We start from the raw sequence: 26,299 nt of genomic DNA on the forward strand, positions 1-26,299 counted from the left end.
CTCTAACCTCTGTGACCCGTGGGAATAATATAATGCAAAACCACAGCAATCTTAATGATATCGGCGTAATTGGCCTTGGTGTTATGGGTAAAAACCTCGCGCTAAACATCGCAGATAACCAATATCACGTCAGCGCATTTGACCTCGATCCTGTTAAAGTTAATGGTGTTATACAGCAAGAAAAACAGGAACGTGCTGGACTCGAATCTCGCATTCTTGGCTGTGCTAATCTTACCGAAATGTTAGCCAGTCTCACAAAACCCCGTATTCTTGTGCTTTCTGTTCCTGCTGGAGCCCCCGTCGATGGTGTCTGTAGTGCCTTGATTTCTGCCGGAATTGAGTCCGATGATATTGTTATCGACACAGGTAACAGTTTATGGACTGACACTGTTGAGCGTGAAGCGCGATACAAAGGCCAGTTTGTATTTTTTAGTTCTGCCGTTTCGGGCGGCGAAGTCGGTGCGCGCTTCGGCCCCTCACTTATGCCTAGCGGTGATATCGATGCATGGCATCATGTTGCGCCGATTTGGAAAGCCATTGCCGCTAAGGTTGATGCCAAAACTGGGCTACCTATCGAACGCTTCGAGCCGGGTAATCCCGTGACAGAAGGCGAGCCATGCACGACTTATATTGGTCCCGCGGGTGCTGGCCATTATGTGAAAATGGTGCACAATGGTATCGAATACGCTGATATGCAGTTGATTTGCGAAGCGTATCAAATGCTGCATGACGGTTTAGGCATGAGCGCCTCTGAAGTGGGCGATGTGTTTGAACGCTGGAACAAAGGCAGCTTGAACAGCTACTTGATGGAGATCAGCAGCGAAGTATTAAAACAGGCCGATCCCTTAACGGGTAAACCGCTGGTGGAAATGATCTTAGATAAAGCGGGCCAAAAAGGCACGGGTTTGTGGACGGCCGTGAGCAGTTTACAAATTGGCTGTCCGGCGCCGACGATTGCTGAGGCTGTGTATGCTCGCGCCGTGAGTACCCAAAAATCCTTACGCTTGCAACTTAGCCAGAAATTAGCGGGGCCAAATCCAACAATTATTAATAATGCGCAAAAAGCGCAATTGATTGAAGCCCTTGAAAGCGCGTTATATTGTGCAAAAGTCTGTTGTTACGCCCAAGGTTTCCAGTTAATGGCGATGACGGCCCATGAGCAAAAATGGCAGTTAGACTTTGCTGAAATTGCAAAAATTTGGCGTGCGGGTTGTATTATTCGCGCGACTTTCTTGCAATCAATCACTCAAGCCTATGAAGACAAATCTGATCTTAGCAATTTGTTGATGGCGGACAGTTTTGCGTCTGCCTTGTCTGAAAAGCAAGGCCTATGGCGTACCGCAGTCGCGACTGCGGTGATGCAAGGCATTCCAGCACCTTGTATTAGCTCGGCTCTGGCGTATTACGACAGTTACCGCTGCGAAACATTACCGGCAAACTTGCTCCAAGGTCAGCGTGACTTTTTCGGTTCCCATACATTTGAGCGTATTGATACCCCTGCAGGCGAGAAATATCACTTAGATTGGAGTGCCAAAGAGCGGGTTTTAATTAAAATTTAATATACATTATTGTGCTAGGTTATTAATAAATAAGGCTTCAATATGTTATTGGAGCTTTTTTATTTGCCGTTTTTTATGAATTAAATTAAAACAAATTTGTGTAATACTGTTGTCTATATTAAGTTCATTAAACTGTTCTTTATACTGTAAAATATTGGTTTAGAGCTAAATGATTAACGATTTATGTAAAGTGGGATATGTAAAGTGTAAAAAAATGTTTTTATTTTACAGTCTGCTGGTCTGTATTTTTTCATTAGTTTATATTAATTTATGTTTATGATTTTTAATAAATATTCTTTATTTTAAGTAAGCTATGTTTATTGCGTTATTGTTATTTTTGATATTATTTTTGTTCCGAAAATAATCTCGTTAAGTTATTCAGTCTGCCATTCTATTTATATTCCTTTTCACATGCGTTTCTATTGTGTTAAAAGTTTGCTTCCTATTCTCCTTGCTTTTAACAAGGAGAGGTAGGGTATAACTAAAATAACAGAATTTAATTCGGAATAATGTCAATTAATGATTGAAACCAAATTAAGTTACAAGAAGTAATGACAAGAAGGAATGTCTACTATGCGTATGTCCATTGTTGCATTAAGCATCACGGCGGCCTTATTGGCTGGCTGTGGCAGTGATGATAAAAAAGCCCCAGCGCCTGAGCCGAAAGTAAATACGGCACCCACAACAGCGGATATGACTGTTGATGTGTCGCAGTCGATGCTTTTTTCTGGAAAACTTGAGGCGACAGATGCCGAAGGTGGTTTGACTTTTTCTTTAGTGGATCCTGCTGATCTTAAGCTAGGTACTTTTACGCTAGTGAATAAAAACACGGGGGAGTTTACCTATGCTTCCGATGCGAGCGAAGGGACTGAGGTCGTTAGATTTAAAGTGTCTGATGGTCAGTTACAGGCAGAAGCTAATTTGACCATCAACATTAAACATGGTGATCCGCTGTTTAGTTATCAATGGCATTTAAAAAACACTGGACAGAATGCCTTTGCCGCCAACCGCGGTGTTGCTGGTGAAGATATGAATGTAAGTGGTGCGATTTCTGCCCAAGCGATGGGACAAGGCGTGATCGTCGCAGTGGTGGATGATGGCTTAGAAATTGCGCATCCAGATTTGATGAACAACACTGTGAATGGTGGTTCATATAATTTAATTACGGGTACTGTTGACCCAACACCTTTCTCTGGCGAAGCCGCCCATGGTACTTCAGTGGGTGGGATTATTGCGGCCGAAGGCTGGAATGGTATCGGTGGTCGCGGTGTAGCACCTAAGGCAAAATTGATAGGCTTCAACTTTCTAGATCAAGATCCAACGGGTAAAGTGGCGAACGTACAAACATTTGAAAACTTTGCCAAATCCCATGGTGCGAGTGCCTATAGTGATAGCGCCCGCGTCTTTAACCAAAGTTATGGCTACAGCGTGCCATTCCCCCATAGTTTTGATGAGGATGAAACTGAGGTTTATCAAGATATTGCGACCCAAAGCTTCGATGGTAAAGGCAGTATTTTTGTAAAGTCGGCAGGTAACGGTTATCAGTATTATCGTTTCCGTACTTTCTGGTTACCGGGGGATTACTTCACCGCTACGGCAGATAAACCTGCTAACTATGGTTTACCATTCCACAACTCTAACATGTCGACTGACAATGCTAACGTCTATAACTTAGTGGTGAGTGCAATTAATGCTAAGGGTAAACTCTCTAGCTACTCATCCGTTGGGTCAAATATTTTCGTGACTGCACCTGGTGGTGAGTATGGAGATGATGATCCGGCAATTGTGACGACGGATCGTATGGGTTGTGAAAATGGTTATGCAATTGCAGAAGATAGACCAAGCACGCCATTCCACGGTGGTTTACATCCATTAAACCCGAATTGTGATTACAACTCGACAATGAACGGAACCTCCTCTGCGGCACCAAATGCTTCAGGTGCTGTGGCGGTCATTATGAGTGCTAACCCTGATTTAACTTGGCGCGATGTGCGTTATATTTTGGCGAAGACATCAACCAAAGTAGATGCAGATATTGCCGCAAAAAAAGTGACTATTGGTGAGGGTGAAGGCGCGCCCGAATATGTAGCGATTCCAGCTTGGCAACAAAACGCGGCAGGATTTTCGTTCCATAACCTCTACGGTTTTGGCCGCGTGAATGTGAGTGAGGCCGTCAAACTGGCTAAATCCTATGCCCAAGATTTGGGTGACTATGTGGTGACTGAGTGGCAAGCAAGCCCAGCCTTGACGAAAGCGATTCCCGATGCCGATATCAATGGTGTTATAGATACTCAGGTGGTTGAAGAAAATTTAATTGTCGAAGCGGTGCAAATTGAGCTAACAGCCGATCACCTGCGTCTACCGGATTTAGCGGTCGAACTGATTTCGCCAGCAGGAACTAAGAGTGTGTTGATGACACCCTACAACGGTTTCGTTTACCAAGGTGTGATGGATAAGAATGATCCGGATGATCTTGTCAAAGGCTACGATGCAACACCTATGTTATCGAATGCGTTTTATGGCGAATCATCAAAGGGTGAATGGACAATCAAACTGATCGATGTGAATAGTGGTGATTACTCCTTTATTAAGTTTGATAAAGGTAGTACACCAATTGCAATCCCGAACGAAGCTGATGGCAAGCTAAAAGGTTGGTCAATTCGTTTCCATGGTCATGCTGCCAAATCTGCATCTTAAGGAGTAATCAATGAAAGCGTTAAATTTATCATTAGTGGCTGTTGCTCTTTCTCTGTCCGCACAAGCAATGGCACATAACAAAGTGGATTTCACAGAACCTCAAGCTGAGTCTAAAGAAATGAGCCGCGGCGAGTTTTTGGGCACAGATATTCAGTATTACGTCAAAACAGAGACTGGTATTAAACAGGCTAAGCAATTGGTTAAAGGCCAAAAAGTCGTGACTCAGTCAGGTACACCTTTCGCTGAAATGACGGGTAAGTTAGTGGTTAAATTAAAGCCTGGTGTCTCTGCGACCGACTTTGCTAAAGCCCATGGCCTGAGAGTTGATTGGCAAAATAACAATAACTTACTGCTGCTTGCCGCCAAAGAAGGCACAGACCTTATTGGTCTTATTCAAGCGGTTAAAGCCTCTCCAGAGGTTGAGCGTGCCAAGTTAGACCGTGCACTCGCCAAGCAAGAAATCCAATAAGCAAGGTGGTGACAAAAAATGGAATTAAGGGGCCGAAAGGCCCTTTTACTATTGTTTAACATAGCGTGAGGTGACTTATTAATTAGATTCGTTTTGCTATAGGTAGATCTTAAACACTGAATCAATGGTGTGAAAAGCGAGGCTTGCATTGTTAATTTTTACATCAGTTTTGTGGCTAGTTGCGCTAAATTATCCCAGAGTGCTTGTGCCACGGGCCCTAAAGGTGAGTGGGGTTTTCGCATCACATAGTAATCGAGTTGAATATTATTTTGTCTTTCACGCAGATCCAGTGCAATCAATGCGCCCTGTTTGAGTGAATCTTCAATCATATAGTGCGGCAGCTTGCCCCAGCCCATACCACTTTGAATAAGCATTTTCTTGGTATAAAAATCATTAACATACCAACGTCGTTGCCCCGCCTGTACCCCAAATTCAATATTGACTGTTCCCGTCCCTGTATCTTGGATCACGATTTGGTATTCGTTCACTAACTCCCGTACATGGCTTAGGTTGGGATAACGGCTGAGTAAGCGCGGTGCGGCAACATCGAGAAGGCTACCTGAAAATAAATAGGCTAATTCTAAATGGCTCGAACGTATGGGTTCAATTCCGCCCGCAGAGATGATGATTTCAGCTTTATCTTGATTTAGCGCTTCGAGTGCACCAGTTAAAAACTCTTGTTTGAGAATAATTTGGGTATAAGGAAACTCATTTTGAGTCAGCTCTAAAATCGGCAAAATTCGAGCGAGATTAAAGGAGGCTTCAAAAGCTAAGGTGATGCTTGCTTCGTTACCTTTGGCTAAATGCTTCGCTACTTGCTTCATTTCTTGCGCTTCATTCAGTACCCGCAGGGTATGTTGCAGCAGTTTTCGACCTTGTTCTGTGATGGCGAGTCGATAACCTTCGCGATTAAACAGGATAAGATCGAGTTGGGATTCTAACTGTTTGATACTTTGGCTAATGGCGGGTTGGGTTTTATGTAGCTTGTCACTGGCAGCTTTGAGTGAGCCTGCCTCAGCTACGGTTTTAAACATCAGCAGTTGGTCTAAGGTCACAAGTATTACTCGCAAGTTATAAACTATTAGTTTATGAGATATTAGATTTTATTCCATATTTATTTATCTTTTATCGGCTCATAATCGATTCCATTCTTGCTCGTTGTTGTGCATTTATGTCCCAGACTGACGGCAAATATCAGGTTTAATGGGGTGTGTGCGATGCGATTATTCAACTCGATGAAATTGTGGAGCGTTTAGTGCGATTTCAGCGGCAGTTGGTGCTGAATCGCTTCGCATTTTAAGCGTGCATTGAAGTGTTATGTAGAACAGTGAGTTAAGCGAAAAATGCTGAGTTTAAAGCCAGTAGTACAGATATAAGTTAATCAACACGAGAGGGTTATGATGCAAGTTAACGCGAGTCGTATGCCTGTGCTATTTGTGCCCCACGGTGGTGGCCCTATGCCTTTGCTCAATGATGTTAATCATAGGGAGTTGCGTACATTTTTAACTTCAGTAACAGCGCCAATGCCCACTCCGAAGGCGATTGTGTTGATCACTGCCCATTGGGAAGAATCTGTGGTGACTTTGTCGAGTAGCCCAAAGCCAAGTATTTTGTATGACTACTATGGATTTCCACCTGAGGCTTATCAGCTGACATATCCTGCACCCGGTGAGCCAGAATTAGCCGAACAGATTGCGAATATGCTAGCAGATAAGGGCATCGCCGCCCGCTTAGATAGCGAACGCGCATTTGATCACGGTACCTTTGTACCACTTAAGTTGATGTATCCTGAAGCGAATATTCCCGTGGTGCAGATGTCGTTAGTCCACAGCCTCGATCCTAAAATCCATATAGCGATTGGGGAGGCTTTAGCGCCGCTGCGGGACCAAGGGGTGTTGATCGTGGGCTCAGGGATGTCGTTTCACAATATGCGGGCGTTTTTTTCAAGCGATCCCACGGTCCAAAGCCGCAGCGCAGAGTTTGACTATTGGCTGACGCAAACTTTAACGGCAAGTGTTAGTTCTGCCGAGGTAAAAATAGCGTTAACTCATTGGCAATCAGCCCCTGAAGCGCGTTTTAGTCATCCGCGGGAAGAACATTTATTACCGCTACATGTGTGTTTTGGTGCAGGCCATCATGGTTCATCCCATGCCGAACGTAACTTTAATGGTATTTTGTTAAACACGCTGATCTCTGGTTATATCTGGCAATAAATGGGGGGGGATTTCCCTCGTCGATATTAAGCCAAATTGAAGTCGTGCTGCGGCCAATAAAAAAGGTTCGTATCTATCGAAGATATGAACCTTTTTATATTCAGCATTGAGCTGTGGTGTAGCATTAGCTTAGCGGATTTACTCTTATGCGGTAAACACTAAACCCACGCTAAACAAGGTACTGAAAATCATGGTTAACTTAGCTGTGCGGCCGAGTAACGGATTTAAGGCTTCACCAGAAACGGCATAAAAATCGCTACTGAGTTTGCGGGCAATAAGCAGAGATAATCCCGCAAGTAGCACTGGTAAGCCGGGTAAAATACCGAATAAAAAGCCAGCGATGACTAAGCCAAAGGGCAAATAGATTAAGGCTTGATAAAGCACTTTTGCCTGAGCTTCGCCAATACGTACCGCTAGAGTATGTTTGCCCGCTTGGGTGTCGGTACGGATGTCGCGAGTGTTATTCACCAACATAATCGCAGCGTTAAATAAGCCAATCGCACAGCCTAATAACCACGCATTAATAGTCGTATCGCCCGCCTGCAGATAATAACTGCCCACCACTGCCACTAAGCCAAAAAAGACAAATGCCGCTACTTCACCGAGCCCATGGGAGGCGAGGGGATAGGGGCCACCGCTGTAGCCAAGAGCACCTAAAATAGCGGCTGCGGCGAGAATGGCGATGGGCCAGCCTCCGTGCCAAATCAGATACGAACCGACAGCGAGAGCAAGGATAAGACACAATATCATGGCATTACGCACACTATTTGCGGGGATCATACCACTTTGGGTAACGCGAATGGGGCCAATACGTTCAGCAGTATCGATACCATTTTTAAAATCAAAGTAGTCGTTAGCAAGGTTAACGGCAACCTGCAACAATATGGCGCAGAGCATGGAGGTTGCAGCAATTAACCAGCTAAAACTGTTAAGGTGTAAGGCAAGTATATTACCAATTAATAATGGCCCTATTGCCGCAGGAAGCGTGCGCGGTCTTATGGCTAAAATCCAAGGATTCATGGCGTCCAGTCGTTATCTCGAAAATGAAATCGATATTTAATTAGGAGTAGCATAACAATATTTTGCTCGAAAGTGAGCACTATCTAATAAACGCATTTAACAGAGTTTGAATTGGCGCACATATGTTGACTTATATGGAATGATATTTGTCGCCAAGCTCAAAGAAAATCATAAAAGTCTGTGTTGTTATAGCACAAGGGTTAAATAAGCATTTACCTAAGATTTTATTAATTTAGGTAAATTGTTCAATGCACTCATTAGTTTGTAAACATCAAAGATGCCATGTATACCCAAGTGTTATCTAAAGAGAAGCACTTAGGTATCTATATTGATTTTACATAAGGTCCACACTCCAGATAATGTGAATTTGCATTATATCAATAAGGATACGTTCAGATGCGTTTCGATAAGAAAGTGGCACTGATCACCGGAGCGGGTTCAGGACTTGGCCGAGCTTACGCTATTATGCTGGCAGAGCGGGGTGCAAAAGTCGTACTTATCGATCAACCTACAGTTCACTGTGCTGAAGTCAGTACAGATGCTCAATCTGTTACTCACTCCATCAATGACAACTTGAATCAAACATATGATAGTATTATTAAATTAGGTTGTGATTGCCTCCAGTTTGTCCTCGATGTGAGTGACAAAGCGGCTGTAGATCGTATGGTTGATACCGTCGCGAAAAGCTGGCAACGGATTGATATTTTAATTAATAACGCGGGTATTTATGGGGCGTGTGCCTTTGAAAGGATCACACCAGAACAATGGCAGCGACAGTTAGATGTGGATTTAAATGGCAGTTTTTATTTGACTCAAGCGGTATGGCCATTAATGAAATTGCAAAACTATGGCCGTATTGTGATGACCACAGGAGTATCCGGGTTATTTGGTGATTTACATCAAGTCGGATTTAGTGCAGCCAAAATGGCTCTAGTTGGTATGGTTAACAGTCTGTCTATCGAAGGAGAAATGCATAATATTCGAGTGAACAGCCTATGCCCACAGGCGGTCACAGCAATGACAGAAAAACATTTGGCAACAGCAATTCAACCCTTATTTTCCTTCGATACCCTGACCGCCACGACCGCTTTTTTAGTCAGCGAACATGCACCCAACGGCCAGCATATTTTGGCGGGGGCAGGGAGTGTCAGCCATGGCATGTTTGCTGAGTTTTTGCCGATGTATTTTTGTGAAGGATTATGCACACCCCATAAATTGGCTCAATGTTGGCATCAAATTTATCAAGCGTTTCCCGTGAGTTTACATGCTTGTGGTGAGGATAAAGTGCTTTCTTGGTCAAAGCTCAGCGCATTAGAGCGCGATATTAAAATTGATTAGTGCTGAGTGAACAGCATTTTCGTTTTAGCATTATTTACTCAATGCTGGTCAGCCCTAGTAGAACTGAGTTACCCTTTAGTATTAATGGTTAACTATTCTGTAGGTCAGTAGGATCCCATGAGTCAGGTATTAGACGATCTTTTATCATTACTTTCCCTTGAGCAAATTGAAATTGGCCTCTTTCGTGGTCAAAGCCAAGATCTGGGTTTTGGCCATGTGTTTGGCGGCCAAGTGATGGGGCAGGCCTTAAGTGCTGCTAAACAAACGGTTCCAGTTGAACGTAACGTACATTCTTTGCATTCCTATTTTTTACGTGCGGGCGACGAAAAACTGCCGATTGTTTATGAAGTGGAGAATATGCGCGATGGCGGTAGTTTTAGTGCAAGGCGTGTGAGTGCTATCCAAAAAGGACGCCCTATTTTTCATATGACCTGTTCTTTCCAAGAACCTGAAGAAGGCTTTAGTCATCAAGCGATGATGCCACAGGTTCCTGGTCCTGAAGGTTTATTGAATCAACAAGAACTTGCGATGACGATGCGGGATAAAGTTCCGGCTAAAATGCTGGAAAAGTTTATGGCCGATGCACCAATTGAGATGCGATTGGTCAATCCACTGCACCCTTTTGCGCCTAAAGAAACCGAGCCGTACCGTTATGTTTGGATGAGAGCTAATGGCCCTATGCCAAATGATGCCCATATCCATGAATATTTACTTGCCTATGCTTCCGACTTTAACTTTTTAGTGACGGCAGCGCAGCCCCACGGTGTCTCATTTTTAAGTCCAGGTGTACGAATGGCGACGATAGATCATGCTATTTGGTTCCATCGACAAATCAATATGGGTGAATGGTTGCTTTACAGTATCGATAGTCCTAATGCCAGTGGTGGTAGGGGTTATGTTAGAGGGCAATTTTTTAATCAACAGGGCGAGTTAGTGGCTTCTTCTACTCAAGAAGGTCTTATACGTATGGTAAAGGGAAGTTGATATGGTTATGAAAATCAAGTCGTTTGTAATATGTTCACTGATGGCTATCTTGCTTAATGGTTGTGTGACTGTACAGCCTGAACCACCGGTGATTATTAATGGTGCAGCGGGTTATTTAGAGAAAATTCTCTTGCCTCAAGGTTGTGAAATTACTATTGCCATTATTGATCTTAATACACCAGGGGTTGTGATAGCACAAAAGACCTTTAATATTGCCCGCGCCCCCGTGCCATTTAAATTTTCATTACCCGCGAAGTCTATTGATAAACGAATTCAGTACGGTGTTGTTGCCATGATCAAGTATCAAGATCAGGTTATATTCCAAACCTATGACCGTTATCCTGTGATCAATAATGATAAATACACTACTGAAGTGTTGATGAAAGCCGTTATGGCTAACCGATAAAACTGATAAGTGATTAAGCCCTTTTAGATTTGAAAGGGCTTTTTTATTAGCGATTCTTCATCAGAAACTCGACAAAAGCACGGTCGGCTTGACTGACTGGACGCTGTTTTTTCCACGCAATATGCAGATTTAAAAAGACGGGTGGATCGAAGGGTTTAGCTAAAATATCGTCCTTCGGGCTGATCGCCATTTCCAGCACACTGGTGATACCAAAGCCTTGGGATACAATTTGTTTTATCAAGTTAATCAGATTGGTTTCAAAGGCAATATTGGGCTTTTTTCCTAACACTTTTGCCTGTGACAGTATCCATTCACGGTGAAAATAACCTGTCTTAAACATCACTAATTCATGGTCAAAAAAATCGCTCAAGCTAACAGCATTATGTTCTGCTAATGGATGTTCTGTCCCCATTGCAATCACCATTTGTTCACGGATTAACAGTTGACTGTCAAAATCACTCTGTAGATCTTGGGCGGTAATAATCGCAATATCCACTTCTTCTTGCTGTAACATACGTAGTGCATCGCGGGTGCCGCCTTCAAACAGTGACAGTTTTAGCTCGGGGTATTGATGGCGAAAGGCCATTAACCGCGAGGGTAAATAGAAGGAACCGAGCATACCCGGCACTGCAATACGCACTTCACCCGAGGTGAGATTGGCCATTGCATGGATTTGTGCCTCGGCCTGTTTGATTTGCTTTAGGATAAGCGTGGCATGTTGATGGAGTACTAAACCTTCAGCGGTGAGGGCCAGTAGTTTGTCATTTTTATGGCTAGTACGATTGATTAAGGTAACACCTAGGGATTGCTCAAGACGTTTAATACTCTGACTGAGCGCAGGTTGCGCCATATTGAGTTTTTTAGCCGCAGCAGTAAAGCTGCCAGTGTTAGCAAGGGCGTCTAAATGTTTGAGTTGACGTATATCCATCTATTGGCTCACACAGAGTTATTAATGAAATCTATCTATAACAAAAATCAATAATTACGATACTAATTATCTATTATTGTTATGTTATGCCCAGTGCTAACCTTTGTCTATCCTATGAGTGAGATGTGATCGAGGCTAGCGTGCAAGCCGTGTTGGGCACTATGATTGACAATAAACAGCGTGATACCCGATTAATGTGGGCCCTGTGCGTGGCCTCCGTTGTGGTGTATATCAATTTGTATTTAATGCAAGGCATGTTGCCCTTAATTGCCGAACACTTTGCGGTATCCGGCTCTAAGGCGACCTTGATCCTCTCCGTCACTAGTTTTTCTTTAGCGTTTTCATTACTTATCTACGCGGTAATATCTGACCGTATTGGCCGGCATGCTCCTATTGTTGTGAGTTTATGGTTATTAGCGCTTTCAAATCTATTGCTAATTTGGACGCCGGATTTTAATGGTTTACTTTTGGTAAGATTGCTGCAAGGTGTTGTATTGGCTGCTGTTCCTGCTATTGCTATGGCCTATTTTAAAGAGCAGTTATCCCCCAGCACTATGCTTAAAGCCGCGGGCATTTACATTATGGCTAACAGTATTGGTGGTATTGTGGGGCGTTTACTGGGAGGAATGATGTCGCAGTTTTTATCTTGGCAAGCATCAATGTGGTTATTGTTTTTAGTGACCTTAGCCGGGGTGGCGTTGACCAGTTATTTATTACCCTCAGGTGCAGATGCTCAAGCGATGTCCCAAGTCCATAAGCCTGAGCGCCTGTCCAAACGTGCACGTTTAATGCAAGACTTTCATGGTTTTAGCTATCATTTAACCGATCCTCAAATGCGTTTAGTCTACGCTATTGGTGGTCTCACTTTTATGATGATGGTCAATCAGTTTAGTTTTATCCAGTTACATTTGATGGCACCACCCTATGAATGGAGCCGTTTTCAAGCAACCTTGATTTTTCTGTGTTATTCCAGTGGGACTGTCGCGTCATATTTTACCGCAAAATGGTTGGCAAAATTTGGTCAACACAAGCTATATCAATGGTCTTGGGGGTTGATGTTATTGGGCAGTTTACTGACCTTGTTTGATACGACGTTGACGATTTGTGCGGGGTTTTTAATGACGGCCTGTGGGTTCTTTCTGACTCACAGTTGTTGCAATTCCTTTGTAGCAATGCGTGCAAGCCGCGATCGCGCTAAGGCTACCTCACTCTATTTATGTTGTTATTATTTGGGCGCTGCGATGGGTGGCCCATATTTAATGCTGTTTTGGCATGAGGCAATGTGGCGTGGTGTGGTAATGGGATCTTTGACTCTATTAGCCTTGATTGCTTTAGCGATTACGCGTTTGCATTATCATCAGACACATATTAACAGGGTGTTAGTTTAATGATGTCGCTGAGATTGCGTTTGCTGCAGGAGCGATAAGCCGTTGCAATACTAAACGAATGTCGTCCAAAGGCTCGTATGATGCGGCGCTAGTTTTGTAATACGAGCCTTTTTCTCTTGGGAGAATGGCGATGATTATCCCACAGTGTCAGTGGTGATTTCTGGTTCAAGTGAGTGTTTATCGTTGTGGGAGGCGATACTCGACACTAAACGCAGATTTATTCCAAGAGCGGCCATTTGCTTTTGCTCTCGCTGTAAGTCTTTCATAAAAAGGCTTATTTTTCGTTTATGGCTGGGTAGCACTAACATAACGCCATCTGGAATAACTTGAATTTGCTCCAAAATCAATGATTTGGCGATACGGCCAAGATTGAGCAGAACAGCAAGGCGTAATAGACAGAGTAAGCGAATGAGCGTCAATTTATGATTTGGCTCTAATTCAGCAAGCATTAACTCATAGGGTTTTTTACGATGGTTGACAATCAGTCGCGCTAGATCTTGCTGTAATGCCTCACTAAACCCTGGCATATCGCTATTACTGATGATGTAGGCGCCGTGTTTATGCAATGCCCTTGAATTTATGTGTAAACCTATCTCATGTAAGGTGGCGGCATAGGCGAGTAATCGAGCATGGGGCCTTAATTGCCATTCATCGGCAACCTGTTCAAACAATGCCATCGCAGTATCTCGTACCTTAATCGCGTGGGGCATATCGATATGGTAAAGCTGGGCAATGCTATCCACAGTGCGGTGGCGTATATCTTGATATTGGCCAATTTTAGCTAACTCATATAACACGCCTTCTCGCAGCGCCCCAGGGCTAAACTCCAACTTTTCAACGGGTAAGCGTCTAAAAAAACTAATTAAAATAGCAAGACCAGCGGAGATTAACGGTGTGCGTTTGTTATCCACATGGGTGAATTGGACATGATCAATGTGCCCAAATCTGATTAATTTCAACTTGAGTTGTTTCAGCCGCGTTAAGGTAATGACTTCATCACCGTGATCTTCTTGAACGGCTTCACATATGGCTTTGACGGTTCCCGAACTGCCTAGCACTAAGTCCCAATGACCGCTGAAGTATTCTTTTGATAAGGAAGCAAACTGCTTATCTGCAGCACTTTGTGCGGCGCGAAAGGAGGCTGGTGTAATATGTCCATTTGGGAAGAAGCGTTCGTTGAAACTGACACAGCCACAGCGCAAGCTGGATAAATGGGTGGGAGTATTTTTCTGTCCAAGCACGACCTCGGTAGAGCCACCACCAATATCGATAACGAGATTACGTTTTCCCAATACTTGGCTTTGGGCAATACCGTTATAAATTAAGCGCGCTTCCTCATGGCCAGAAATGACTTCCACTGGATAGGGCAAAATGGCAAGCGCTGCTTCAATAAACTGCTCACGATTTTTAGCCACCCTAAGGGTATGAGTTGCCACTAAACGCACTTGTGCTTGGTCAAGGTTTGAAAAGCGTTGATTAAAATCACGCAGGCAATTAAGGCCTCGTTCCATCGCCTCTTGGCTTAACATATTTTGTGTATCTAACCCAGTAGCTAGCTGAACTTGTTGTTTTTCTTTGTGTAATATCTGCAAACTGCCATCTTGCTCACGGGCAATAACAAGGTGAAAACTATTTGATCCCATGTCGATGGCGACAAAGTGTCGCGGTTGTGAATGTGTGGCAACCAATCGGATTATCCTTAGGCAATCGAGATGATAATAAAGCCAGTGATTAACTGGCTTTGGCCTGTAATTCTGGTTTTTTCTCTAGGGTAAACTCCCCGGAAGAAGTCGTTTGTGATGCTTCCATCAGGGCGTTAAATTCCTGTTGTTGTCGCTTCTCATAATTAATCAGATATTGATAAATGGCAATTTGAGAACGCACTTTACGTTTATTGCCGCGGTTTCGATAAGGATTACTTTGCTCCTTATTGATTATTCGGGCCTTAGTGTTGTCATTAAACTGTAAAGATAAAATATCCATCACCATTTGTTTTAGGCGCAGATCATAAATAGGTACACTGACTTCAACACGGTTATCAATATTACGGCTCATCCAGTCGGCCGAGCAGATAAAGAGCTTATTTTCGCCCCCCGCATGGAACAACATTACGCGGGAATGCTCGAGGAATCTATCCACAATACTGTAAACCTCGATATTGTCGCTGATGCCTGGTATTTGCGGGATCAGCGAGCACATTCCGCGGATTAACAACTTAATTTTTACGCCTGCAGCAGAGGCTTCATAGAGTTTTTGCACTAACGCATCATCGAGTAAGTTATTTAATTTTAAGGTAATAGCCGCCTTAATGTGACTCTGTGCGTTGACGATTTCTTTATCGATTAAGTAGGTGAGCTTTTGTCGTGCATCGTAGGGCGACACGATCAAATGTTGGAAGTTATCTCGGCGATATGGGTGTTCAATCAAGTCAAATACCTGTTCAACTTCACGGGCAATTTCTTGGTTTGCAGTAAACAATGATAAGTCAGTGTAGACCCGCGCTGTGCCTTCGTTAAAGTTGCCAGATCCCACGTGACAGTAGAGTTTGATTTCTCCTTGTTCTTCGCGACCAATTAAACAAAGCTTGGAATGCACTTTTAAACTGGTGATCCCGTGGTGCACTTTTACGCCTGCTTCGGCCAAAATACGAGTCCACTCGATATTGGATTGCTCATCGAACCTTGCCCTAAGTTCAATCACGGCGGTAACTTGTTTGCCATTTTTAACCGCATCGATTAGTGACTGCATCACGTGGGATTTTTTTGCCACTCGATATAAATTAATGCGGATAAAACGTACTGCAGGATCGTAAGCGGCTTGGCGCACCATTTCGGTAAAGTGGGAAAACTTATGGTACGGGTAGTTGAGCATAATATCGCCCATTTTTATCGCATCAAAACTGTTGGCGCAGCGGCCAAATCCTGCGCTGTTGAGCGCGGGGAGTTTTTCGTTTTCGAGGTAATCACGGCTAGGATTCGGAAAACCGATAAAGTCTTTAAAACTGTGGTAACGCCCGCCGGGAATTAGGCATTCGGTTGAACTGATATTTAGATTCTCTTTGAGCATGACTAACATATGTTCGGGCATTTCTTTGTCATATACCAAGCGCACGGGTTCAGCCGTAAGGCGTTTTTTTAAGCCCTTAGTCATTTTTTCAAGCTGAGTTTGCTCTAACTCGTCTGTGATATCAAAATCAGCATCACGGGTAAGTTTCATTGAATAAACTTCAATCGCATCGTATTCGAAGAAGGGGCCAAAAAGTTCATCTACGCAGTGACGGATAATGTTATCGAGTAAAATAAGATACTTTTTCGCTTTACTTTTTTCCGCGGGAAGCTCGAGAAACCGTGGTACATTTTTTGTCGGCACTTCTACTAGGGCATACTGACGGCGGGCTTTGGTGTATAAGCACACACACAGATAGGTTGAATCATCATTGATATGTTTCACCAGATCGCGGTTATTACTGACGATCAGCGGGGCAATATGGCGTTTAAAATGGTCTCTAAAATGTTTTTTAAGCCAATTACTGTGAAACTCACTGAGTTGTTTCTCATTGATTAACAAAATATTACGACGAACGAGTTCTCGCATTAAATCCGTATAAATACTATCGAATCGTTCCTGTAATGCCATCACCTTAGATTGGATTTTGGCCATTAAATGGCGACTATTACTGCGGCCTTCCTGTAAGGCTGAAAGTAAAATAGATCGCCTAACAGCAGCAACGCGCACGCGGAAAAATTCATCCATATTATTGGAAAATATCCCCAAAAAACGTACCCGTTCAACAAGGGGGACGTTAGGATCGCAAGCCTCTTGCAATACCCGCTCATTAAATGATAACCAGGAGAGTTCTTTATCAATCGATAATTTATCGGTATTCGGGGACACTGCACAGCTCCTTTAAGCAAGCGTCATGGCGCACTATACAATAGCATTCATCCACCGTTGTGCAATCAGATTTACGGCTGACAAGTGAAGGAATTTCAATGATAAATATTGTACAAGCGCCAAAATCGGTCGGGAATTTATCTTGGCTAAAGATACGAGGGAAATATGTCAGATTGATGACGAGTATGACAGAAATATGACCTTAATATGAAAGCCACTTGATTTGCTTTAGAGCCATCGCTTTGGGTTATTTTGATGAGACTCCATCGCTTTGTGGTATCAACGCAATAATGGGCTTTGGCATTCGCTCATTGGTATACCTTGAATGAAAGCGCACTAAGTACTCATTAATGGGGGGCTCGTGTCGGTATATAAGCTAACTTCTTTGGGATCGACACAAACTATGTTACCTTGCTCGGCTTTTTTATCGCGGGAGTGAAAGGTATGTTTGTCGGATTTGATTATGGGAGTGCCAACTGCGCCGTCGGCATTATGCTAGGCGAGAATGTCCAGTTGTTATCTTTATCAGAGCAGTCAGCGTATTTACCTTCTACGCTCTATGCGATGGATAGAGAGCTTATCGCTGAGGCGGTGTATCGTGGGCTTCCTATTGAATTTAAAGCTGATTATGCAAAAAAACGTGCGGCTCAATTAAGTCGGGCACGTTTAGTGCGCCATGAATTAGATCTTGATACCGATACCCAAGCTGTGTTTGTTGGAGAGCAGGCGATAAGCGCCTATTTAGAGATGCCAGAGGAAGGATTTTATGTCCGTTCGCCAAAATCATTTTTAGGAGCCTCGGGATTAAGGATTGAGCAAATTGCGTTGTTTGAGGATATTGTCACCTTGATGATGCAGCATATTAAAACCCGTGCAGAAGCTGTGTTAATTGAAAAAGGATTAGCTCAAGAGGGCGATGAGTCAATCATTACCCATGCGGTGATAGGTCGTCCTGTAAACTTCCAAGGTATCGGTGGTGAGGAAAGTAATAGACAGGCTGAGGCGATTCTAACTTTAGCGGCAAAACGCGCGGGGTTTATCGATGTGGCCTTTCTCTTTGAACCACTGGCTGCGGGTATGGATTATGAAGCGAGCCTTATCGACAACCAAACCGTGCTGGTGGTTGACGTTGGCGGCGGTACAACGGATTGTTCAGTCGTTAAGATGGGGCCAGCCCATAAAGCGAACCTCGATCGCGCAGCGGATTGTCTTGGTCACAGTGGTCAGCGTATTGGTGGTAACGATCTTGATATCGCCCTTGCCATGCATGCGTTTATGCCGCATTTTGGACTAGGTTCGTTAATGCTTAATGGTAAGCCTATGCCAAGTAACCCATTTTGGAATGCGGTTGCGGTAAATGATATCAGTGCCCAACGTGAATTTAGCACCTTAAGTAGCCGCAAATTGATCGACGAATTAATTAAAGATGCCGAGCAGCCCCATTTACTGCATCGCTTATTAAAAGTGCAGCAACAGCAGTTAAGCTATCAGTTAGTTCGCCAAGCGGAGCGTGCTAAAATTGGACTGTCGGACACCGAGCATACTGATATTAATCTGGATTTTGTCGATGCGGCATTACAGGTTGGGGTCAGTCGTAAATTGTTTGAAAATGCCATCGAACCCTCATTAACGAAAGTGGAAGCCCTGATGCACCAAGCGCTTGCGCAAGCCGCAAAAACCTTGGTAGCAACAAATGTCGCAGTAGACGGTCCAGATCCAGAGGATTTATCCGCTGAAGCTGAATGTAAACCCGATGTGATTTACGTGACGGGCGGGACAGCACGAAGTCCTGCCATTTATGCGAAAATTGCTGGCATTTATCCCGATATTCCCGTGGTGGTCGGCGATCACTTTGGCTCTGTGACAGCAGGACTTACTCGCTGGGCGCAAAAGCTATTTGCTAAGCACTAACCTATAAGCAATAACATAAAAGGATGTATAAATGAAAACTCTGTTGAAGTGTGCGTTTGTGGCCACTGTGGGTCTATTGCTCGCGGGTTGTGGTGACGATGTGGGTAAGGTGAGCCTTGGGCTTTTCACCACAAAGGATGTGATTATCGATGCTAAGCAGGATCCTAAAATCCCGGGTGTTACCTGTCATATTAGTCGTATCGAAGCCAATTTAGATTTTGCCGATCCATCAGATATGAGCATTAGTTGCCGCCAGACTGGGCCTATTACTCGTGCCGATCTTGCTAACATTGATATGGGAAAACACGGCGAAGTGATTTTCACTGAGTCCTTGAGTATTTTATTTAAATCATTAAAAGTGCGCAGAATTTACGATGCGCAAAACCAGACATTGCTGTATTTATCTTATTCAACAAAAGAGACTAACGGCAGCCATAAGCATGCGCTCTCAACTGTGCCGCTTTATGGTTCACAGGCTTGGGTTGACCCTGTACTAAATGTAGGCACTAAAGCTAATTAATTGCAGCAAAGTGAATAGCTTAGATCTTCTGTTGCATAAGCATAAAAAGGGGCGGAATTTTCATTCCGCCCCTTTTGTTTTATGCCGCTAGCATCGAGCGCCTAAGCGACATAGTTACTTCGCTTTAGCTGTCATAACGGCGTTAAAGCGTTCAAATCCAGCACTGAGATCGGCGATTAAATCGGCGGGATCTTCTAAACCAATATGCAAACGGATTAAGGGTTTACTCGGATCCCATTTCGTTGCCGAGCGGATCCTGTCAATACCGAAAATCCCTAAAATTAGACTCTCGTAGCCCCCCCAAGAAAAGCCCATTTTAAAGTGGCTCATATTTTCCACCAGCGCGGTGACCGCATCGGCATCACCTCGCTTTAATACAAAGGAAAACAAACCGTTTGAGGCACTAAAGTCGCGTTTAAAGAACTCATGCCCAGGGCATGTGTCAAACGCGGGGTGACGCAGATGATCCACTTCTGGGCGGGTTTTCAACCAATTAGCGACTTGCATTGCATTTTTTTCATGCTGCGCCATACGCACGCCTAAGGTGCGCAGGCCGCGCGCGGCAAGGTATACATCATCTGGCGAGGTAGTTTGCCCCATCAAATAGCTGTGTTCACGCAGTTGCGGCCAGTATTTTTCGTTAGCGGTGGCGGTGCCTATCATCACATCCGAGTGACCGACAATATATTTAGTGGCCGCTTGAATGGAAATATCGACTCCCATTTCGAAAGGTTTGCTGTTGATGGGCGAGGCCCAAGTGTTGTCTAGTATAGTGACAAGCCCATGTTCGTGGGCGATACGGCACAAAGTTGGCACATCTTGCACTTCCATGGTGATAGAGCCCGGAGACTCTAAAAACAGCACCTTAGTATTGGGACGAATAAGGTCGCTAATGCCCGCGCCAATCAAGGGATCGTAGTAAGTGGTTTCAATACCAAAGCCCGCGAGAATATGCGTACACAGATCCCGCGTGGGTTCATACACGCTATCGACCATCAACAAATGATCGCCCGTTTTTAAAAATGACAGTAGTGCGGCACTGATCGCTGCCGCGCCTGAAGGGTAGAGCGCAGTACCGACCCCGCCTTCTAATTGGGCAATCGCAGCTTGAAAGGCAAAATGGGTTGGGGTGCCACGGCGGCCGTAAAACATCTCGCCATTGGTTTTATTTTTTGCGGCGTGGCGCATGTCTTCCATGGTATCGAAGACGATAGTCGAAGCGCGAAATACGGGTGGATTAATCACACCTTTGGTCCATTTTTTGTCTCGACCTAAGCTGACGATTTGGGTGGCTTGACGATGTTTGTCTGTCATAGAAGCATTACCTTGGCATGTAGGTTGGATCAGTAGGCTGAATAAGTAGGTTGGGCAAATTTTTACTCATCCCTTGTTATGGCGGTCATCTTAGCATTTACTCTGGCAAATGGCAGAGACGAAGTGATGAGTTTGGCTCATGTTCTTCGCCTCTGTGCCATTTGTCGATAGATTCTGCATTATAAGGAGGACTCACTTTGACCAAGGGGCTACTTAATTTGTTAATTTAATGGCAGTGTGACTAGGATATCCACACCATCGTGTTCGCTACGGTTACGGGCGAGAATTTTGCCTTGATGGAACTCAGCGACTAGCCGCGCAATATATAAGCCTAAGCCGAGGTGCGGTTTATCTTGAGCCTGATTGATCCGCACTGACACCATAGAATCGAAAATCTGCTCCGACATATCAATTGGGAGTTCAGGCCCTAAGTTACTGATCAGTAATGTGGCTTGTTTACCTACTTGGGTGAGCGTCACTTCAATGGCGCTATCCTTGTGACAAAACTCAATCGCGTTGGCGATAAGCTTATCCATTAACTGAGCGATATATTCGGGTACGCCTTGCATCATCAGCGGCTGTTCTGGCACTTTTACGCTAAATCGTTGTTCAGGATAAGTGATTTGATACCCCTGCATACAACCGCTGATCACTTGAGACAGTGGAAACTTAGTGATATCAGCCTGCAATAAACTTTGCTCTAGGCGCGTTGCTTCGCTCATATTATTGAGCATCATGCTTAAGCGGCTCACGCCTTCCTGCGCGCGGTCGACATATTTTTGCGCATCTTGATCTAAGGTTTGCAGGTTTAAATGCTCAAGGGACGATCGCACTACGGCGACGGGGGTACGGAGTTCGTGGGAGAGGCGCGACGACATATTTTCCAAATAATGGGTGTATTGGCCTAGGCGTCCGACGATACTCGAAAAACTACGCGAAAGATCGCCAATTTCATCCCGAGCCTTTGACGGTTTAAGGTTATTGCGCACTCGACCTTGGCTGTCGATGGCATTTTCTGCCTCATCCCGCAGTTTGCGAATTCGGTTTGAAATACTCGAAGCAAAGAAGAACAGCGCCAGTGTGCCCATGCTCATAATGGTCAAGATCACGTTAAAGAGTTTTTCCAAGGCACGGTTACGTAGAGTACGAATACCGTGGGTGGTTTCTTCGGCAACGACGGCGCCCATCACATTGTTATCAATCCAGATAGGGCTCGCAGCGGCGAGTACTACCGCTTTGTTATCTGGGGTTAAGCGCCAAGTCGAACTTTGCTGACCCGAGAGCGCTTTTTGGATATGGCTGCCATCAAGTTCAGTAGAATCCTGCAGCGAATCAATAAAATCCTTGGGTGGTTTTGTCAGAATTTTGTAATACAGGGGATGCAGATAATCCCGTTTAAAGCTTCCCCAGAGTGAGCCTGGTGTTTCATCTTCTAAGGTGCGGGTCCAGACACTGCTATTCGCGCGCAGATCTCCGGATTTCGCTAATACCCGCCCATGTTTGTCTACCACCCATACTCTTGAGCTATAGTGACTCATCCCTTTGATAATACTTTCAATTTCTGGTGATGGAACTAATACAGTGCCGAGTTTATCGACGGTGTCCAAGGCGGATGTACCCACAATTGCGGTGATGTCGCGATATTTACTGTCATTCACATCGGCAATGGCAAAGCCGAGTTTGCTACCGACCATATTAAGGGGAATACGCAGCTCAATATTGTAGCCCACATCGGTTGTTGCCCATTGTCCTTGGATACGCACTTCCGGGGTGACAGGCACCGTCAGCTTAGGATTAGCGGGTAATTCGAAGGCGCTGATCCAGCCTGGCTGAGTGGTGGCAACAATATAGCGTTTGAATTTATTGTCGGGTGACAATGTGGCGATGGATAAGTGATCATTTCTATCGACACTGAGGGCATTTTTGCCGCGAAACACCACATTAGGGTCAACTACTTGGAAAAAGGCGTACAGGTAACCATCATATTGGCCGACCATATGGGTAAAACTTAAGGTTAAGGGCGTGGTTGGATCGGCGCGCATGATTTGATTCGCCTCTCCGTATTGGATAAATCTGTGCTGATATTCCTGCCACTCGTTAAGTTTTCCATCGAGTAATATTGCTCCCGCCAGTGGATAGGCGTAGAGATCGCGACTTTTTTCCACTTGCTTTAAAAAGCTCGCTTGGCCATCAAACAGCTTTGGGCGCTCGTGCAGCGCAGTTGCAAGCGCCTGTGTGGTTCCTTCTAAAGTACGTTCTTGACCATGGCGTAAGTACTTTTCCATCTCCCAAACATATTGATACCCAAGCCAAGGTAGGCAGAGTAAAAATAGGCTAAGGCCAATGACTTTTGTGCGTAAGCCGAAGGGAAAACGTGTCATAGGTTATACATCAAAGCAGATCCCATCATTACTTAGGCTAGGCTGTCCCAGCGGTAGCCCATGCCATAAACCGTATCGATACAATCAAATTCAGGAGCAGAGGCGATAAATTTTTTCCGGATCCGTTTCACATGGGAAGTGATAGTGCTGTCATCAACAAAGATTTTTGCCTCTTGCATTAATTCGTGACGGCTACGGACATGGCCAGGGTGTTTTGCTAACGCATGTACCATCCAAAACTCGGTTACGGTCAGTTCGATAGGATGCTGGTTCCAATAGACCTGCATGCGATTAGCATCGATGGTTAAGGGACCTCGTTCGAGTAGGTTTTCCTGTGGCGTTTGACTGGCTGCGAGTTCAGAGCGGCGAAATAATGCGGCTAAGCGTGCGGTCAAATGTGGAAAACTCACCTCTTTACTTAGGTAATCGTCGGCACCTAAGCGCAGGCCGCACACGGTATCAAAATCGCTGTCGCGGGCGGTTAAAAAGATAATCGGCAAGGTGTTCGACATCGCGCGGAGGGATTGACACAACATAAAGCCACCATCGATCTCATTGCCTAAGCCAATGTCGATAATCGCTAAATCGGGTAATCGCGTATTAAAGGCTAACATAGCCGATGGCCTGTCGGCATAAGTTTGTACGCTATAACCGTGTTGTTGCAACACATCCTTGTAATTTTCTCGAATGGCGGCTTCATCTTCCACTATGGCGATACGCTTCATAGAGCCATATTCCTATTGACTTGGGGGATTAAGTTTTCGTGACTATACAGGATTTTACCTGAGAAAAAAGTGCCTAAATGCAATTGCCATTTTGTTGCCACAATTGATAGTTGCATTGCCATTTTCCATCCCTGCTCGTGCCATTCTAACTGTGTTTAATAGCCCCATTCAGTTTTGCACCCCGCATGTTGAGTTGTGGGTATCGATGCGAGTGCAAGCTCAACTAAAGATTAAGTAGAACCAATATCCATACTTACAAGAAGGAAGCCTTTGTGATGGTCACAGGGAAAAGGATAAAAGAAGTCGTTGAAGCAGTCCTGATGGTTGTTGTCAGCATTGCTATTTTTTTGGGGTTACCATTTGCAGTCCTAGCATCGCCAAATACAGCAGTAACCTTATTTGGGTAACAAGATGCAACTCCTGCATTGGAAGTACACATTCCGCAGCAGCAACAAACATTAGATTACGATGATATTACTCAGGGGATGCTGTTGTATTTCATGCCAAATGGTGCCTTATTGCCTTCTTTACCCCTCGATACACAGGTGTCGATGCAAGTGTCGGGCTTAAATAATCGCGTTAGCGTGAAGCAGATTTTTACTAATAACACCGAATTTGTGTTAAACGGCCAGTATTTGTTTCCTTTACCAAACGAGGCCGCAGTCGATTCGCTACGTATGCACATAGGTCAGCGGGTAATAGAAGGGCAAATTCATCCCAAAGCTGAGGCTAAGCAGATCTTTCAACAGGCAAAAGCTGAGGGGAAACGCGCCAGTCTTGTCAGCCAAGAACGCCCCAATATGTTTACGACTGACGTGGCAAACCTTGCGCCAAATGAACAATTAGTTGTCGAAATTAGTTACCAGGAAAACATCAAATATGAGGATGGCCTATTTAGTTTGCGCTTTCCTCTGGTAGTGGCGCCGCGCTATATACCAGGTTTCATCCACGATAAGGCTTCTGCCAATGACAATGCGGCTAACTCGCGTGTCACCAGTAGCGAAGTTTTTGATGCTGAACGTATCGTTGCGCCATTAAGAAGAGCCAATAGCAAACAAGATCCTGTGCTTAACGCCAATATTGAGGTGCGTCTTGCTAAGGGCGTTGATAAATCAACCATTGCAAGTCCTTACCATCAGATCAAGCTGGATGAGCCGCATCACGGCATCATCAATGTATCACTTACCAATAGCGTGGTCGCAAATCGTGATTTTGTGCTGCAATGGCGTGCTAAACAAGGCATGAGCCCAATGGCTTTAGTCTTTAATCAGCAGGGCAAAACCCATGGCGATGGTGCTTCTGAAGATAACGTCTCTGAAAACCGCCAATCAGATGATCACTACAGTCTTGTGATGGTGTTACCACCCAAGACTGATGAACACGCGTTGTCCACATTACCCCGTGAATTAATTCTAGTAATTGACACCTCTGGCTCCATGGCGGGGGATTCGATAGTACAGGCCAAAAGTGCGCTTCTCTATGCGCTTAATGGATTAAAGGCTGAAGACAGTTTTAATATTATTGAGTTTAATTCTGAATTGACGCAATTATCGCCAACATCATTGCCAGCAAACCAAACACATCTTGCCCGTGCAAGGCAATTTATTCATCGATTACAGGCTGATGGTGGCACAGAGATGGCGTTAGCACTGAATGCTGCCTTGCCTCGGGGTATAAACCGCTTGTCGGAATCATCTCAATCCTTGCGTCAGGTGATTTTTATGACTGACGGTTCGGTGGGTAATGAGCAAGCCTTATTTGATCTGATCCGTTATCAAATAGGTGAGAGTCGCTTGTTTACTGTGGGTATTGGCTCTGCGCCTAATTCGCATTTTATGCAAAGAGCTGCAGAACTAGGTCGAGGTACTTTTACCTATATAGGTAATGTGGATGAGGTTGAGCAGAAGATAAGCCTGCTGCTAAGTAAAATCCAGTATCCAGTATTAACCGATATTAACGTGCGCTTTGACGATGGCGGGGTGCCTGATTATTGGCCATCACCCATCCCAGATTTGTACCGTGGTGAGCCTGTTGTTGTCAGCCTAAAACGCAGTGAGCGTGAGCCGCAGGAACTTGTGATTTCTGGTCGTCAGGGCCATAAAAACTGGCAACAGTCACTTTCGCTTAAAGATAGCCATGGTGGAGCCATTACCGAACCCGATGCAGGTTTAGATTTACTCTGGGCTAGAAAGCAAATTGCAGCACTGGAACTCAGTAAAAATGGCGCAAATGATGACAAAGTAAAGCAGCAGGTAACTGCATTATCAATGAATTACCACTTAGTCAGCCCTTACACCAGTTTAGTGGCGGTAGATTTAACGCCTATTGATTCCAGCGCCATGACGCGTGATGCCGTTGTACGCCAACACTTACCCTTAGGTTGGAAACCCTTTGGTGTATTACCACAAACGGCCACATCGAGTCGTTTCGATATGCTACTTGGTGCTGTCACTTTGATATTAGCATTGCTGTTAGCAGGCTCAATGCTGCGTCAACGCCGCAAAGAGAGAGCTGTCATTCTCGCTATCCCCTACAAACAAACATTATGAGCA

Annotated in this window: 18 protein-coding genes and 1 pseudogene; 11 read left to right on the forward strand and 8 right to left on the reverse strand. The window is 44.6% G+C overall.

Going from position 1 to position 26,299, the window contains the following annotated elements:
- The first annotated feature begins 32 nt into the window (after positions 1–32).
- The 3 genes from gndA (at position 33) to JEZ96_RS08335 (ending at position 4,725) form a co-directional block, all read left to right on the forward strand.
- Positions 33–1,559 (forward strand): NADP-dependent phosphogluconate dehydrogenase, encoded by a 1,527-nt coding sequence (gndA, locus tag JEZ96_RS08325; protein WP_014610422.1) that lies wholly within the window; start codon positions 33–35, stop codon positions 1,557–1,559.
- Positions 1,560–2,132: 573 nt separating this feature from the next.
- Positions 2,133–4,256, forward strand: a complete 2,124-nt coding sequence (locus JEZ96_RS08330; RefSeq protein ID WP_061782886.1) for a S8 family serine peptidase — start codon at positions 2,133–2,135, stop codon at positions 4,254–4,256.
- Between the two features lie 10 nt (positions 4,257–4,266).
- Positions 4,267–4,725, forward strand: a complete 459-nt coding sequence (locus JEZ96_RS08335; RefSeq protein ID WP_014610424.1) for a hypothetical protein — start codon at positions 4,267–4,269, stop codon at positions 4,723–4,725.
- Between the two features lie 158 nt (positions 4,726–4,883).
- On the opposite strand, the gene JEZ96_RS08340 is transcribed toward JEZ96_RS08335, so the two are convergent.
- A complete protein-coding gene (locus JEZ96_RS08340; RefSeq protein WP_014610425.1) occupies positions 4,884–5,780 on the reverse strand; it encodes a LysR family transcriptional regulator in 897 nt (298 codons plus the stop codon).
- A gap of 342 nt (positions 5,781–6,122) precedes the next feature.
- On the opposite strand from JEZ96_RS08340, the gene JEZ96_RS08345 reads away from it, so the two are divergent.
- Positions 6,123–6,938, forward strand: coding sequence for a DODA-type extradiol aromatic ring-opening family dioxygenase (locus JEZ96_RS08345; RefSeq protein ID WP_041408196.1), 816 nt, complete (start codon positions 6,123–6,125; stop codon positions 6,936–6,938).
- A 144-nt stretch (positions 6,939–7,082) separates the two neighbouring features.
- Here the strand turns inward: JEZ96_RS08345 and JEZ96_RS08350 are convergent, their stop codons facing one another.
- Positions 7,083–7,958 carry a 1,4-dihydroxy-2-naphthoate polyprenyltransferase gene (locus JEZ96_RS08350; protein WP_011789588.1) on the reverse strand — a complete coding sequence of 292 codons (876 nt, stop codon included), beginning with the start codon at positions 7,956–7,958 and terminating at the stop codon, positions 7,083–7,085.
- Positions 7,959–8,354: 396 nt separating this feature from the next.
- On the opposite strand from JEZ96_RS08350, the gene JEZ96_RS08355 reads away from it, so the two are divergent.
- From JEZ96_RS08355 to JEZ96_RS08365, 3 genes are all read left to right on the forward strand, one after another.
- Complete coding sequence (locus JEZ96_RS08355; protein ID WP_128090094.1) at positions 8,355–9,296, forward strand: SDR family NAD(P)-dependent oxidoreductase; 942 nt, start codon at positions 8,355–8,357, stop codon at positions 9,294–9,296.
- A gap of 117 nt (positions 9,297–9,413) precedes the next feature.
- The gene (gene tesB / locus JEZ96_RS08360) at positions 9,414–10,280 is read left to right on the forward strand and encodes an acyl-CoA thioesterase II (RefSeq protein WP_011789586.1); all 867 of its coding nucleotides are present in this window, start codon (positions 9,414–9,416) and stop codon (positions 10,278–10,280) included.
- A 1-nt stretch (position 10,281) separates the two neighbouring features.
- Entirely contained in the window at positions 10,282–10,686 is a 405-nt protein-coding gene (locus tag JEZ96_RS08365; protein ID WP_011789585.1) for a YbaY family lipoprotein, read from the forward strand.
- A 46-nt stretch (positions 10,687–10,732) separates the two neighbouring features.
- Here the strand turns inward: JEZ96_RS08365 and JEZ96_RS08370 are convergent, their stop codons facing one another.
- Positions 10,733–11,614: a LysR family transcriptional regulator gene (locus tag JEZ96_RS08370; protein WP_011789584.1), complete on the reverse strand. Its 882-nt coding sequence runs from the start codon at positions 11,612–11,614 to the stop codon at positions 10,733–10,735.
- Between the two features lie 140 nt (positions 11,615–11,754).
- Between JEZ96_RS08370 and JEZ96_RS08375 the strand changes: the two genes are divergently transcribed.
- Positions 11,755–13,002: an MFS transporter gene (locus JEZ96_RS08375; RefSeq protein WP_198779880.1), complete on the forward strand. Its 1,248-nt coding sequence runs from the start codon at positions 11,755–11,757 to the stop codon at positions 13,000–13,002.
- 134 nt (positions 13,003–13,136) lie between these two features.
- On the opposite strand, the gene ppx is transcribed toward JEZ96_RS08375, so the two are convergent.
- Both ppx and ppk1 read right to left on the reverse strand, forming a co-directional pair.
- Positions 13,137–14,690: an exopolyphosphatase gene (gene ppx / locus JEZ96_RS08380; protein ID WP_011789582.1), complete on the reverse strand. Its 1,554-nt coding sequence runs from the start codon at positions 14,688–14,690 to the stop codon at positions 13,137–13,139.
- 43 nt (positions 14,691–14,733) lie between these two features.
- Complete coding sequence (gene ppk1 / locus JEZ96_RS08385) at positions 14,734–16,896, reverse strand: polyphosphate kinase 1 (protein WP_025008097.1); 2,163 nt, start codon at positions 16,894–16,896, stop codon at positions 14,734–14,736.
- Between the two features lie 444 nt (positions 16,897–17,340).
- Here ppk1 and yegD point away from each other — a divergent pair, with 444 nt between their 5' ends.
- Complete coding sequence (yegD, locus tag JEZ96_RS08390; RefSeq protein WP_011789580.1) at positions 17,341–18,807, forward strand: molecular chaperone; 1,467 nt, start codon at positions 17,341–17,343, stop codon at positions 18,805–18,807.
- Positions 18,808–18,838: 31 nt separating this feature from the next.
- Positions 18,839–19,327, forward strand: a complete 489-nt coding sequence (locus JEZ96_RS08395) for a CreA family protein (protein WP_011789579.1) — start codon at positions 18,839–18,841, stop codon at positions 19,325–19,327.
- A 114-nt stretch (positions 19,328–19,441) separates the two neighbouring features.
- Here JEZ96_RS08395 and JEZ96_RS08400 read toward each other — a convergent pair whose 3' ends face one another.
- The 3 genes from JEZ96_RS08400 to pdsR all read right to left on the reverse strand — a co-directional run bounded on the left by JEZ96_RS08400 (position 19,442) and on the right by pdsR (position 23,747).
- A complete protein-coding gene (locus JEZ96_RS08400) occupies positions 19,442–20,641 on the reverse strand; it encodes a cystathionine beta-lyase (protein ID WP_128090093.1) in 1,200 nt (399 codons plus the stop codon).
- Positions 20,642–20,862: 221 nt separating this feature from the next.
- On the reverse strand, positions 20,863–23,022 hold the full coding sequence (gene pdsS, locus JEZ96_RS08405; protein ID WP_011789577.1) for a proteobacterial dedicated sortase system histidine kinase: 2,160 nt from the start codon (positions 23,020–23,022) through the stop codon (positions 20,863–20,865).
- 32 nt (positions 23,023–23,054) lie between these two features.
- Positions 23,055–23,747: a proteobacterial dedicated sortase system response regulator gene (gene pdsR / locus JEZ96_RS08410; protein WP_011789576.1), complete on the reverse strand. Its 693-nt coding sequence runs from the start codon at positions 23,745–23,747 to the stop codon at positions 23,055–23,057.
- Between the two features lie 275 nt (positions 23,748–24,022).
- Here pdsR and JEZ96_RS08415 point away from each other — a divergent pair.
- Positions 24,023–26,296, forward strand: a pseudogene (locus JEZ96_RS08415) (marine proteobacterial sortase target protein).
- Positions 26,297–26,299: the final 3 nt, after the last annotated feature.

Source organism: Shewanella putrefaciens, assembly GCF_016406325.1.
GTDB classification, from domain to species: domain Bacteria; phylum Pseudomonadota; class Gammaproteobacteria; order Enterobacterales; family Shewanellaceae; genus Shewanella; species Shewanella putrefaciens.

Excerpts from the sequence above, each read along its gene's own strand:
- JEZ96_RS08400 (WP_128090093.1), bottom strand. The coding sequence starts at position 20,641 with ATGACAGACAAACATCGTCAAGCCACCCAAATCGTCAGCTTAGGTCGA.
- JEZ96_RS08370 (WP_011789584.1), bottom strand. The coding sequence starts at position 11,614 with ATGGATATACGTCAACTCAAACATTTAGACGCCCTTGCTAACACTGGC.
- pdsR (WP_011789576.1), bottom strand. The coding sequence starts at position 23,747 with ATGAAGCGTATCGCCATAGTGGAAGATGAAGCCGCCATTCGAGAAAAT.
- JEZ96_RS08395 (WP_011789579.1), top strand. The coding sequence starts at position 18,839 with ATGAAAACTCTGTTGAAGTGTGCGTTTGTGGCCACTGTGGGTCTATTG.
- JEZ96_RS08350 (WP_011789588.1), bottom strand. The coding sequence starts at position 7,958 with ATGAATCCTTGGATTTTAGCCATAAGACCGCGCACGCTTCCTGCGGCA.
- JEZ96_RS08330 (WP_061782886.1), top strand. The coding sequence starts at position 2,133 with ATGCGTATGTCCATTGTTGCATTAAGCATCACGGCGGCCTTATTGGCT.
- JEZ96_RS08355 (WP_128090094.1), top strand. The coding sequence starts at position 8,355 with ATGCGTTTCGATAAGAAAGTGGCACTGATCACCGGAGCGGGTTCAGGA.
- JEZ96_RS08365 (WP_011789585.1), top strand. The coding sequence starts at position 10,282 with ATGGTTATGAAAATCAAGTCGTTTGTAATATGTTCACTGATGGCTATC.
- pdsS (WP_011789577.1), bottom strand. The coding sequence starts at position 23,022 with ATGACACGTTTTCCCTTCGGCTTACGCACAAAAGTCATTGGCCTTAGC.
- gndA (WP_014610422.1), top strand. The coding sequence starts at position 33 with ATGCAAAACCACAGCAATCTTAATGATATCGGCGTAATTGGCCTTGGT.
- JEZ96_RS08345 (WP_041408196.1), top strand. The coding sequence starts at position 6,123 with ATGATGCAAGTTAACGCGAGTCGTATGCCTGTGCTATTTGTGCCCCAC.
- yegD (WP_011789580.1), top strand. The coding sequence starts at position 17,341 with ATGTTTGTCGGATTTGATTATGGGAGTGCCAACTGCGCCGTCGGCATT.
- tesB (WP_011789586.1), top strand. The coding sequence starts at position 9,414 with ATGAGTCAGGTATTAGACGATCTTTTATCATTACTTTCCCTTGAGCAA.
- JEZ96_RS08335 (WP_014610424.1), top strand. The coding sequence starts at position 4,267 with ATGAAAGCGTTAAATTTATCATTAGTGGCTGTTGCTCTTTCTCTGTCC.